Raw genomic sequence first — 11,991 nt, forward strand, 5'->3', positions numbered from 1 at the left:
TATGTAACCCCGTGTAACCGGGTGACATGGCTCACACAACCCCGCCTCCAGACTGTGACACAGCCCCAAACTTTCCCCTTTCATTGCCCTACAATGCTCCTGGAAAACGATTTCACTAAAATAAACACAAAAAAAGCACCTTCCTTAACCTACAAAATCGTAATTGGAGCGAGATATGTTTCGTAAAAATTTACTTTCCGTCGCCCTCGGCGTCGCTCTGTTTGGCCTGGCCGCCTGCAACGGCAATGACTCCAGTGCCCCGACCCCACCCACTGCGACCCTGGCGAGCCAGTATCAGAACGTGATCGATCGCAGCGGCACCCCGCTCCAGTTCCGGGACTTTGACAGCTATTCCAACCTCAAGTACAACCCGCTGCTGGATCTGGGGGTCTGGCACGGCTTCCTGCTGCCCGCCAGCGAGAGCGAATGGGGGGGCTTCACCGGCCCCATGGTGATCGCCGAGGAGTACAGCCTGTTCTTCGCCAGCGAGCTGGACAAGCTGACCCTGAGCGACGAGAGCGGCCGCTCATACCCGCTCACCGCCGCCAGCAAGCACGACATCCACGCCATCCCGGGGGCGCTCATTCAGCGCTTCGAGTTCGAGCCCTTTACCCTGGAGCTGGAGCTGCGCTACGGCGATACCCGCACTGCGCTGATCCGCACTCGCCTCATCAACAACCAGGACGCGCCGCTCACCTTGAACCTCAGCTGGCAGGGTGAGCTGCTCCAGCAGTGGGATGCCAAGAAGACGGTGGCCGAGCAATACCCGGACTGGACTCGCACCATCAGCCAAAGCGAACAGGGCGTCGAGTTCCAGTTCGGCGAGCTGCGCAGCACCTGGAACATCATGCAGAGCGGCAGCGCTCGCTATCGCATCGATCGCACCCTGCCGACCCGCACCACCCTGGATGAGAAGGCGCTCGGCTATGTGAGCGAGGCCAGCCTCACCCTGGCCGCCAAGGGCCAGCAGGATGTGTTCACCCTACAGAGCTATGTGCACTCGAGCGATGAGGCGAGCCGCTTCGAGCAGAGCCGCCAGGCTCTCTTGGCCAAGCCCGCCAGCTATTTCGACGACTCCATTCGCCGCTGGGAAGGTTATCTGGAGCGCGGCCTCTCCAATCAGGGCATCAGCGAATCCGAACGGCGCATCGCGGTCAAGGCGATGGAGACCCTCAACGGCAACTGGCGATCCCCGGCCGGCGCCATCCTCCACGACGGGGTGACGCCGTCCAACACCGCCCGCTGGTTCGATGGTGTCTGGGCCTGGGACAGCTGGAAGCACGCCTACGCCATGGCTCACTTCAACCCGGAGGTGGCCAAGAACAACGTGCGCGCCATGTATGACTACCAGGTTCAGCCCAATGATCCGGTGCGCCCCCAGGACGCCGGCATGGTGATCGACGCCGTCTTCTACAACAAGCTCTCCGATCGGGGCGGTGACGGTGGCAACTGGAACGAGCGCGACACCAAGCCACCCCTCTCCGCCTGGGCCATCTGGGAAATTTACAGCACGACCCAGGACGAGGCCTTCATCGCCGAGATGTATCCGAAGATCCAGGCCTACCACGACTGGTGGTACAGGGCGCGGGACAACAACCACAACGGCATCATCGAATACGGTGCAACCAGGCACGTCGAGCACAACGACGAGTTCGGCAATATCACCTTCAAGGTGCAGTACAGCGGCGCGGTACCGGACGGGGTCGATCTGTCGAGCTGCCCCCCCGAGGGGGATGGCTGGTATGCCTGCGCCGGCATGTCGCTCTACCAGCAGGTGCTCGCCGTCGGCGGCTACAGCGACATGGACATAGGTGCCCAGCACGGCGCCGGCTGGGAGTCCGGCATGGACAACGCCGCCCGCTTCGGCTTCATCGAGCAAGATCAGTTGCAGCGCTACGCCGACAAGACCTATGGCGGGGATCTGGCCAAGGCGCGCCAGGACTGGAACGTCGCCTTCTTCGAAAACCACGAGGATGACGGCAGCCTCATCGGCTTCTCCATCGATCAGGAGTCGGTGGAGCTCAACGCCTTCCTTGCCAAGGAGAAGCGCATCCTGGCGGACATGGCCGACCTGCTCGGCAAACCGGACGAGGCGAGCCGCTATCGCGAGGGCGCCACCCAGCTCGCCAGCTACATCAATACCTGCCTGTTCGATGAGGCCTCCGGCTTCTATTACGATCGCCAGATCCATCAAGGCGACGTAGCAGACGCCAACGGCTGCGTCGGCAAGCTGCTGACCGCCCGTGGCCGGGGCCCGGAAGGCTGGAGCCCGCTCTGGGCCGAGGTGGCGGACAAGGAGAAGGCGGCGCGGGTGCGCGAGGTGATGCTGAGCAGCCAGGAGTTCAACACCAAGGTGCCGCTCGGCACGGCGGCGCTGACCAACCCGGCCTATGACCCGAACATCTACTGGCGCGGCCGGGTCTGGCTGGATCAGTTCTACTTCGGGGTGAAGGGGCTGGAGAACTACGGCTATCGCAGCGACGCCCAGGCGCTGGTCAACAAACTGTTCGCCAACGCCGAGGGGCTGGCGGGCAGCGGCCCGATCCGCGAGAACTACAACCCGGAGACAGGCGCCATGCAGGGGGCCAGCAACTTCAGCTGGAGCTCGGCCCACCTCTATATGCTGTATCGCAACTTCCTTAAAAACGAGGGCTGATCCCCGGCGGCAATGAGCCAACAAAAAGGCCTCCATATGGAGGCCTTTATTTTCAGGAGGGTTTGGCTTACTTGACCGTCACCCGGGCAAACTTGCGCTTGCCGACCTGATAGACGGCAGTGCCGGCACCGATGAGTGCCTTGCCATCGTCCAGCTTGTCGCCGTCACGCTTGACCGCGCCCTGCTTGATCATGCGCAGCGCCTCGGAGGTGGTGTCCACCAGACCGGCATCCTTGAGCAGGTTGGCGATGGGCAGGCCTTCCCCTTCCAGGGCCAGCTCGACTTCCGGCATCTCGTCCGGGATGGCGTTCTTGGAGAAGCGCTGGGTGAAGTCCTCGTGGGCCGCTTCGGCCGCCGCGGCGTCGTGGTAGCGGGTGATGATCTCTTTGGCCAGCCAGATCTTCACGTCGCGCGGATTCAGGGTACCGGCAGCGATGCCGGCCTTGAAGCCTTCGATCTCGGTCAGCGGGCGGAAGGAGAGCAGCTCGTAGTAGTTCCACATCAGATCGTCGGTGATGGACATGATCTTGCCGAACATCTCGCCCGGGGCATCGTGCACGCCTATGTAGTTGGCGGCGGACTTGGACATCTTCTTGACGCCGTCCAGACCCACCAGCAGCGGCATCATCAGCACGCACTGGGTCGCCATGCCGGCGTCTTTTTGCAGCTCACGGCCCATCAGCAGGTTGAACTTCTGATCGGTACCGCCGAGCTCCACGTCCGCCTTCAGCGCGACCGAGTCATAGCCTTGCAGCAGCGGGTAGAGGAATTCGTGAATGGCGATGGACTGGCCGCCGGAGTAGCGCTTCTTGAAGTCGTCGCGCTCCATCATGCGGGCCACTGTCTGCTTGGCCGCCAGCTTGATCATGCCGGTCGCGCCGAGCTCCTTGAGCCAGGTGGAGTTGTACTCGATGCGGGTCTTCGCGGGATCCAGGATCTTGAACGCCTGCTCCGCATAGGTGAGGGCGTTGTGCTTGATGGCCTCTTCGGAGAGCGGCGGACGGGTGGCGTTCTTGCCGGAGGGATCCCCCACCATGGCGGTGAAGTCGCCGATCAGCAGGATGATCTCGTGCCCCAGATCCTGGAAGGTCTTCAGCTTGTTGAGGATCACGGTGTGGCCGAGATGAATGTCGGGAGCCGTCGGGTCCATCCCCAGCTTGATGCGCAGCGGGCGCCCTTCCTTCAACTTGGCGACAAGTTCTTCTTCCACCAGAATTTCTTCCGCTCCGCGCTTGATCTCGGCTAGCGCCACCTCGAGCTGGGACATTTTTTGACTCTCCAATCACGATTCCACAGGGCCAAACATATTACTGGAATGGCGGGCCAATTGGAAAGGCTGTAAAATCCGACACTCTTTCTCTCTCGACCCGTCCGCCTCGATGATTATTTGGAACGCCTTCAACTCTCTTCCTACCTGGCACCGCAAGATGGTGCTGATCTTGAGCATCATGGTGATGATGCTGGCAGCCTGGCCAAGCGAACAGGCCGTCGCCACCCGGGTCAACGATGACGACCCCCTCGCCGATGCCTCCCCCCTCGATGACGGCGAGGCGCAGCCTCAGGCCCTGGCACAGAAGGCCGCCAAGCCGAGTTACGTCACCAAGCAGGTGAAGGTGCGCGCCGGTGACAACATGCAGGTCATTTTCCAGCGCCTCGGCCTCAGCGCCAGCGATCTCTACCTCATCGCCCAGCTGGAGGCCACCAACCCCCTGCGCACCCTGCAGCCGGGGCAGGAGCTCACCTTCAAGCTCACCAAGGGCGGCGATCTGCACAGCCTCTATTACCCCCACAGCCTGGAGCAGGCGCTGAAGGTCAGCCGCAAGGCCGAGGGCTTCGTCGCCCGCCAGGTCAAGCTCGAGCTCGATACCCGCGAACAGGTGGCCAAGGGCGAGATCCGCTCCAGCTTCTGGGGCGCCGCCGCCGAAGCCGGCATGACCGAGGATCAGATCATGGATCTCGCCGCCATCTTCGGCTGGGACATCGACTTCGCCCAGGACTTGCAGCCTGGAGACAGCTTCCGGGTGGTCTATCAGGACAAGTATCAGGATGACGAGCGGGTCGCCTCCGGCGACATCCTGGCCGCCGAGTTCATCAACCAGGGCGCCATCTACCGCGCCGTGCTGAACGACGATGGCAACTACTACACACCGGAGGGCAAGGCGATGCGCAAGAGCTTCCTGCGCGCGCCGGTCAACTTCAAATACATCAGCTCCAACTTCAACCCGCGCCGCCTGCACCCGGTCACCGGCAAGGTGCGCCCCCACAACGGCATCGACTACGTGGCGCCGGTGGGCACCCCCATCATGGCGGCGGGCGGCGGCAGCGTGGTGGCAGCGGGTTACAACCAGTTCAACGGCAACTACGTCTTCATCAAGCACGCCGGCAACTATGTGACCAAGTACCTGCACCTCTCCAAGCTCAGCGTCAACAAGGGCCAGCGGGTCAAGCAGGGCCAGACCATAGGCCTCTTGGGCGGCACCGGGCGGGTCACGGGCCCGCACCTGCACTATGAATTTGTGGTAGGAGGCGTGCACAAGAACCCGCGCACCCTGGATCTGCCCCAGGCGGAGACCCTGAGCGGGCGAGAGCTGGCCAGCTTCAAGGCCCAGGCCATGCCACAGCTGGCAAAACTCGATAGCAACGAGCTGCAGCTGGCGCAGCATAAACAGGACAGTGGCGGCATCTAACCCGCCGCCAGGGAGTGTGGGATGAAAGAGCGTACTATCGGGCCGATGTCGGGTATCGGTATATGCTCTGGTATCGATGCAGGCCTTCTGCCTCTACCCTGGGTTTCGCACGCATGTTCTCAACAAGCAGGGGCATATCATGACTGAGCGCTATATCGGATTGATGTCGGGCACCAGCCTCGATGGCATAGACGCCGTGCTGATCGAAACGGATGGGGATGCGCTACGGGTCGAAGCCGCCCTCTGCCACCCCTGGCCGAGCGACACGGCCCGCGAGTTGCACGCCCTTTGCGTCCCTGGTGAGAACGAGATAGATCGCTTGGGGGTCGCCGATAACCTGGTGGCGCAGGAATTTGCCGCCGCCACCCAGGCCCTGCTCGCCAAGGCTGGACTTGCACCTTGTGATATTCGCGCCATCGGCTCCCACGGCCAGACCATTCGCCATCGCCCGGCCCTCGGCTTTACCCTGCAGATCGGCAACGCTGCCTTGTTGGCGGCGCTCACCGGTATCGATGTCATCGCCGATTTTCGCACCGCCGACATGGCCCTCGGCGGTCAAGGCGCGCCCCTGGTGCCCGCCTTCCATCAGGCGCTGTTTGCCAATCCGGGTGCCCTGCGGGTGGTGCTGAACCTCGGCGGTATCGCCAATATCTCTGTGCTGCCGGGCCACTCCGCCGGGGTTTACGGCTTCGACACCGGCCCCGCCAACACCCTGCTCGATGGCTGGTATCGCCGCTATCACGAGGCGGGTGGCGACTATGATGCCGGCGGCCGCTGGGCCGCCAGCGGTGCCCTTGTCCCCGACCTGCTGGCCAGGCTGCTGGCCCACCCCTACTTCGCCGCCCCCTGGCCCAAGAGCACCGGGCGGGAGATGTTTACCCTGGAGTGGCTAGACCACGAGCTGGCAGGCGGCGTCTATGCCCCCGTGGATGTGCAGCGCACCCTGATGGCACTGACCTGCCACAGCGTCGCTCGCCAATTGCCTGCGCTGGACAAGGCCCAAGGCCAGGCCGAGCTCTTCGTCTGCGGCGGCGGCGCCCATAACGGCCCCCTGCTGGCTGAGCTCGCCGCCCTGCTGCCCCAGTGGCGCCTCGCCAGCACGGCCCAGCTTGGGCTCGCTCCCGACTGGGTGGAAGGAGCCGCCTTCGCTTGGCTGGCGCAGCGCTTTACCCAGCGCAAGCCGGGCAATCTGCCCGCGGTCACGGGCGCCAGTCGCCCGACGGTATTGGGCGCCCTCTATCCCGCCGGATAACCGCGAGTGCAGATCGGGCGCCACCCGACCTGCACCTGTTCACCCTCCCCTCCGTCAAGCCATGCTGTCCGCTGGGTTATGTCATCTGTCGAGCAACGTGGCCTGCGCCAGCGCCGCTTATGTCGCTAGGCCATCGGCGCTCTCATCCTTCCCGTCCCCTTCCCCTTTATTTTTTCTCCTCTCTCTTACCCTGAGCCTTATATTGCTCGCCCTTGACCTTTCCCCTTCAATTCACGATTGAAATTTAATGGCATATAACGCCCGCTCTTTGTCAGGAAAGAATGTGCTTATATCAGCATTCAAGCTTTATATCGGTGAGAGCAGAAAGGAGCGCCATGCAGAATCAATGCATTATATTCCAGACACATCTTTAGACTTATTCAGATGTCCTTTAGCTAGCATACTTTTGGCTGTCGAGATAGCCCGCCAGAAAATCAAAAATTACATATCCATGCACAATAATGCTGATTAGCTGCAAGATGCTGCATATTATTAACCCTTCATTCACAGCGATAGCCGCTACCCTGCACGGGACCGAGCCTTTTCCGCACTGCCTTCGCCGGGTCAAAGCAGCATATTCAACTGCCAATTGGTGATATTCATCATGAATTGAATAGCAAAATGGCTATTTTTCAGACCATTGAGCCACTTCATAGAAATGAGATCCCCGGTTTGCATCCCCCCTCGGCCACTCATAGAATCGCCCTGTCTGAAATAATCAACCCCATCCATGCCTCTCTTATCCAATCCCTCATTTGAATGGATTGACAATAATAACCGAGGACGCGGATCCGGCTTCCTGTTGCGTGCCGCTCAGCCCGCCTATCCTGGCCAGCTATTCGTCACACAAAAGATCTCGGCTGCCCAATTTATGGCACCGAGGCTGGCTCGCGATCAGATAGGGTCAAACCGTACTCTGCGTTAATACTGAATGAGGAACATAGATATGAGTGGAATTATCATCAAGTCTGCCAGAAATACTCCTAATGCCCCCCAGGATCTGGGCCCCTATACCCAGAGCGTGGCTTTCTCTCATTACAACAATATTTCCGCTCAACTCCCCGTCGATCCCGCAACAGGCAAGATGATCGAGGGCGATATCAAAGCACAGACCAGACAGTGCCTCGCCAATATCAAGGCCATCGTCGAGAGCATCGGTCATGTGATGGACGACGTGGTCAAGACCACCATCTTCCTCAAGAACATCGCAGATCTCGACGCGGTCAACGACATGTACCGCGAATTCTTCCCCGGCTATGTGCCGACCCGCACCGTGCTCGCCGTGGCCGCCCTGCCGCTGAACGCAGAGATCCAGATTGAAGCCATCATCTCCAACGGTGAAGGCACCTTCCCGCAGGCGCCTTGCGCACTCATCAAGCTGGCCCGCAATAGCGACAAGGCCCCGCAGAGTCCGCTCTCTACCCACACCGTTGCCTTCTCCCACTACAACAACATCGGGGCCCAGCTGCCCGTCGACGGGGCATCGGGCAAACTGGTTGCCGGCGGCATCAAGGAGCAGGCGGCTCAGTGCCTGAGCAACATCAAGGCCGTTCTGGAAAGTGTTGACGTGCCCTTTGACGACATCGTCAAGGTGACCGTCTATCTGACCAACCTGGCGGATATCGACGCCGTCAACGAGGTCTACACCACCTTCTTCCCGGACTCCGCCATCGCCCGCGCCGTCGCCTACCTGCCGGCCCGCTCCGTGATCTGCGCCTCTGCCCTGCCAATGGGTGCCCTGGTGCAGATGGATGCGGTGATCTCCCACGGTGACGGCACCCCGCCACAACTGGTGGAAGACAGACATAATCTGGTGATCTTGGCCCGCAATACCGACAAGGCCCCGAGAAGCGCACTCCATACCCAGACCGTCGCCTTCTCCCACTACAACCACATTGCAGGCCAGCTGCCGCTGGATATGACCACCGGCAAGATCCTGACCGGTTGCATCAAGGAGCAGACCGCCCAGTGCCTCGGCCATATCAAGACCATCGTCGAGAGCATCGACCATGTGATGGACGATATCGTCAAGGTCAATATCCAGGTGAAGAACATCGAGGATCTGGAGGCGGTCAACGCCATCTACACCCAGTACTTCCCGAGCTACCATCCCGCCCGTACCGTCATCGGTGTGAGCGAGCTGCCCGCCGGCGCCCTGGTACAGATGGATGCGGTGATGTCCAATGCGGAAAGCACCCCGCCCCGGTGCTGATTAGTTAATTAAAAAAAACAGGGCCCTGAAATAACTATTTCAGGGCCCTGTTGTATTCAACCTAATCTGGAATAAATCGTTGCCATGCAGGCTCGATAAAATACAGCCTTCAGTTTTCTTTATTTTAAATAGCAACCTTTTTATTGAATGTAACGCTTAAGCTCAGCTTCCCGCGCCTTGAACATCTGATAATCACCGGCGGCTCTGCTCTTTGCGGCGGTGAACCACTGCACACCCACCTCATCAGCATGTCTGAACTCCAGCCTGAATTCATATTTCATGCTTATCACCAGCGCCAAACATGCCCCCACCACGAATGCAACGGCAGGCAACAGCCACGTGATGACCTGACCATTTTCATCCGTTGGGACAAATATAAACAATAAGCTGGAGGCAATGGCACCCAACATCATCATATTGAGTACTTTGTCTTTCCAGGAAAGAACTTTGACTTGTACATTGGATATTTTATCCAGATCATAGCTATCTTTATTGACTTGCAACTTGCTTGCTGACTTGTTGATGACAATGGAACAAGGCATCGTAACACTCCATTTTAAATATAGGCCGCATGACATTTTATAATTAACAACGATTGGTGCGAGAAGGGGTCATTATCCCGAATGACCTTGTACTTTGCGCCCCTCAGGCTCGATGCGATAGCAACCTGCTGGTGTGGCTTGCACCATGGAGGCTGCCGGACAAGCACCCGCAAGGTGCCTTGGACAGGCGTAACAGCCGCCGAGAATGGTATCGTATGGCGCCAAATTTCACAGCAAAATGAGGATAAAAAGCGAGGCGGATCACCTTTCCAGCGCGGGAGATTGACCAGAGGCACTCATCCTCCCATCAGCCATGGAAGTCGCCCAGCCCGGCATCCATCATGGCGACTGGCCAGACCCTGCTTACAACCTGCGGAGACGCACCAGAAAGTAGCCGGCCGCGAGCAGCGGCCAGAGTGACAGCCATTGCCCCTGGACCAGAAACAGCAGGGTGATCGCAACCAGGGCGCCAGTCGCCAGTCCGGCGAGGTGCAGCCTGAGGTCACCGAGAGGGGCGCCGTTGCGAAAATGGTTGTCGAGGCGAGAGAGCGTCAGCAGCCCGACGCCACCGCACAGCAGCAAGAGTGCCAGCGGCCAGTGGCCAGTGGCCAAGCGCGAGCCCCTCGGTCGCCATCCCCATCAAGGCGGCCACCCCCATCAACATGAAGAAGGGGCTCACCACGAAAGTCGGCAGCAACACCAGCAGCCAGATGATTCGATAGAGGATCATGCTGTCCATGTCACCGGAGATCGGGCCGGCTGGCAGCTAAACACGCTGCTATTGTGCCGGCTAACAGAAGGTAAATGATGAAATTATCATCAGCGGCAGATGATCAGCTCCATAAACAGGCTGTTCGGGTCTGCCTCGTAGTTGCCGAAGGGCTCGCACTCGCGAAAGCCATGCTTGCGGTAGAGGGCGTGCGCCGGCTTGAAGAAGGCCATTGAACCGGTCTCCAGTTTCAGCGAGCGATAGCCCCGCGCGTTGGCGGTCGTGATGAGGTGGTTCAGCAAGCGGGAGCCCACCCCCCTGCCCCTGGCGGCATCATGCACCCGCATGGATTTGATCTCCCCACTGTGTCGATCCAGCTCCTTGATGGCGCCACAACCGACGAGCTCGCCCCCCTCATAGGCCGACCAGAAGGTGATCTCCGCCGCCTTGAGCCCCTCGAGATCGAGCGCATGCTTGCTCTCCGGCGGCGAGCTGGCCCTCATGTCATCCAGGTGACACGCCAGGAACGCGGCGATTTCCGGCCCCTCGAGGTTGTCGATGCCAATGTCCATCCCTGCGCTTCTCCTTCTCTCATATCGTGCCAGCATCCTGCTGGAGGTTTCAGGGTCGCCTGTGACGGCGAGCGGCCCTGCCAGCTCCATTGATACGCGATCAGCCGACTCGGATCCAGCCGCCAGCTGGTGCGGAACTGGATTGTGCCGGCGAGCGGGCCCTGGGCCGCCCATAAAAAAACGCCCCCCATCTTGCGATGGGGGGCGTTTATCGACTCAGCGCTTGGGCCCGATAGCTCAGCCCAAGGTGCCGGCGGGCATTACAGGGATTCGGCGGTAGCGACCACGTTTTCCACGGTAAAGCCGAATTCCTTGAACAGCAGCTCGGCCGGCGCGGACTCACCGAAGGTGGTCATGCCGATGATCTTGCCGCCAAAGCCCACGTACTTGTACCAGTAGTCGGCAATGCCCGCTTCGATGGCGACACGCTTGGTCACGCTCATCGGCAGCACGGATTCCTTGTACTCGGCAGACTGGGCGTCGAACACGTCGGTGGCCGGCAGGGAGACCACGCGCACGGCACGGCCCTTGGCGGTCAGCTCGACGTAGGCGGCCACGGCCAGCTCCACTTCGGAACCGGTGGCGATCAGGATCAGCTCAGGCGTACCGGCGCAATCCTTCAGCACATAACCACCCTTGGCCACGTCGGCCAGTTGCTGGGCGGTACGGTCCATTTGCGGCAGGTTCTGACGAGAGAAGATCAGCGCAGTCGGGCCGTCATGACGCTCGATGGCGTGCTTCCAGGCGATGGCGGATTCCACCTGGTCACAGGGGCGCCAGGTGCTCATGTTCGGGGTCAGACGCAGGGAGGCGATCTGCTCAACCGGCTGGTGAGTCGGGCCATCTTCACCCAGACCGATGGAGTCGTGGGTGTAGACGAAGATGGCACGCTGCTTCATCAGGGCGGCCATGCGCAGGGCGTTGCGGGCGTATTCCATGAACATCAGGAAGGTCGCGCCGTAGGGGATGAAACCACCATGCAGGGCTATGCCGTTCATGATGGCGGACATGGCAAACTCGCGCACACCGTAGTGAATGTAGTTGCCGGAGGCATCTTCATTGGTCAGGGACTTGGAGCCGGACCACATGGTCAGGTTGGACGGTGCCAGATCCGCAGAGCCACCCATGAACTCGGGCAGCAGCTTGCCGAAGGCTTCCAGAGAGTTCTGGGACGCTTTACGGGTCGCGATCTTGGCCGGGTTCGCTTGCAGGGTTTCGATGATCTTGGCGGATTCAGCGGCCCAGTTGGCCGGCAGCTCGCCAGTGGTGCGGCGCTTGAATTCGGCGGCCAGGGTCGGGTGCGCGGCTTCATAGGCGGCGAACTTGGCAGCCCAGTCGGACTCCAGCTTGGTGCCTTTCTC

Annotated in this window: 9 protein-coding genes; 4 read left to right on the forward strand and 5 right to left on the reverse strand. The window is 60.5% G+C overall.

What is annotated here, in order from left to right:
- Nucleotides 1-175: 175 nt before the first annotated feature.
- The gene (ygjK, locus tag BN1124_RS12485) at nt 176-2,656 is read left to right on the forward strand and encodes an alpha-glucosidase (protein WP_042642308.1); all 2,481 of its coding nucleotides are present in this window, start codon (nt 176-178) and stop codon (nt 2,654-2,656) included.
- A gap of 67 nt (nt 2,657-2,723) precedes the next feature.
- Here ygjK and tyrS read toward each other — a convergent pair whose 3' ends face one another.
- Nucleotides 2,724-3,923, reverse strand: a complete 1,200-nt coding sequence (gene tyrS, locus BN1124_RS12490) for a tyrosine--tRNA ligase (protein WP_042642309.1) — start codon at nt 3,921-3,923, stop codon at nt 2,724-2,726.
- 112 nt (nt 3,924-4,035) lie between these two features.
- Between tyrS and BN1124_RS12495 the strand changes: the two genes are divergently transcribed.
- From BN1124_RS12495 to BN1124_RS12505, 3 genes are all read left to right on the forward strand, one after another.
- On the forward strand, nt 4,036-5,343 hold the full coding sequence (locus BN1124_RS12495; RefSeq protein ID WP_042642310.1) for a peptidoglycan DD-metalloendopeptidase family protein: 1,308 nt from the start codon (nt 4,036-4,038) through the stop codon (nt 5,341-5,343).
- 139 nt (nt 5,344-5,482) lie between these two features.
- Complete coding sequence (locus BN1124_RS12500) at nt 5,483-6,595, forward strand: anhydro-N-acetylmuramic acid kinase (RefSeq protein WP_042642312.1); 1,113 nt, start codon at nt 5,483-5,485, stop codon at nt 6,593-6,595.
- A gap of 946 nt (nt 6,596-7,541) precedes the next feature.
- Nucleotides 7,542-8,807 (forward strand): RidA family protein, encoded by a 1,266-nt coding sequence (locus BN1124_RS12505; RefSeq protein ID WP_042642315.1) that lies wholly within the window; start codon nt 7,542-7,544, stop codon nt 8,805-8,807.
- 140 nt (nt 8,808-8,947) lie between these two features.
- Here BN1124_RS12505 and BN1124_RS12510 read toward each other — a convergent pair whose 3' ends face one another.
- The 4 genes from BN1124_RS12510 to BN1124_RS12525 all read right to left on the reverse strand — a co-directional run.
- Nucleotides 8,948-9,349 (reverse strand): hypothetical protein, encoded by a 402-nt coding sequence (locus BN1124_RS12510; protein ID WP_082041597.1) that lies wholly within the window; start codon nt 9,347-9,349, stop codon nt 8,948-8,950.
- A 363-nt stretch (nt 9,350-9,712) separates the two neighbouring features.
- Complete coding sequence (locus BN1124_RS12515; RefSeq protein ID WP_042642317.1) at nt 9,713-9,961, reverse strand: hypothetical protein; 249 nt, start codon at nt 9,959-9,961, stop codon at nt 9,713-9,715.
- Nucleotides 9,962-10,168: 207 nt separating this feature from the next.
- Complete coding sequence (locus BN1124_RS12520; RefSeq protein WP_042642319.1) at nt 10,169-10,630, reverse strand: GNAT family N-acetyltransferase; 462 nt, start codon at nt 10,628-10,630, stop codon at nt 10,169-10,171.
- A gap of 260 nt (nt 10,631-10,890) precedes the next feature.
- The coding region (locus tag BN1124_RS12525) for a transketolase-like TK C-terminal-containing protein (RefSeq protein ID WP_042642321.1) at nt 10,891-11,991 on the reverse strand (1,101 nt) is incomplete at its 5' end.

Source organism: Aeromonas eucrenophila, assembly GCF_000819865.1.
Classification (GTDB): Bacteria; Pseudomonadota; Gammaproteobacteria; order Enterobacterales; family Aeromonadaceae; genus Aeromonas; species Aeromonas eucrenophila.

Bases quoted from the DNA above. Each gene is read 5' to 3' on its own strand.
- BN1124_RS12520 (WP_042642319.1), bottom strand. From the start codon at position 10,630: ATGGACATTGGCATCGACAACCTCGAGGGGCCGGAAATCGCCGCGTTC.
- BN1124_RS12505 (WP_042642315.1), top strand. From the start codon at position 7,542: ATGAGTGGAATTATCATCAAGTCTGCCAGAAATACTCCTAATGCCCCC.
- BN1124_RS12495 (WP_042642310.1), top strand. From the start codon at position 4,036: ATGATTATTTGGAACGCCTTCAACTCTCTTCCTACCTGGCACCGCAAG.
- BN1124_RS12510 (WP_082041597.1), bottom strand. From the start codon at position 9,349: ATGCCTTGTTCCATTGTCATCAACAAGTCAGCAAGCAAGTTGCAAGTC.
- ygjK (WP_042642308.1), top strand. From the start codon at position 176: ATGTTTCGTAAAAATTTACTTTCCGTCGCCCTCGGCGTCGCTCTGTTT.
- tyrS (WP_042642309.1), bottom strand. From the start codon at position 3,923: ATGTCCCAGCTCGAGGTGGCGCTAGCCGAGATCAAGCGCGGAGCGGAA.
- BN1124_RS12500 (WP_042642312.1), top strand. From the start codon at position 5,483: ATGACTGAGCGCTATATCGGATTGATGTCGGGCACCAGCCTCGATGGC.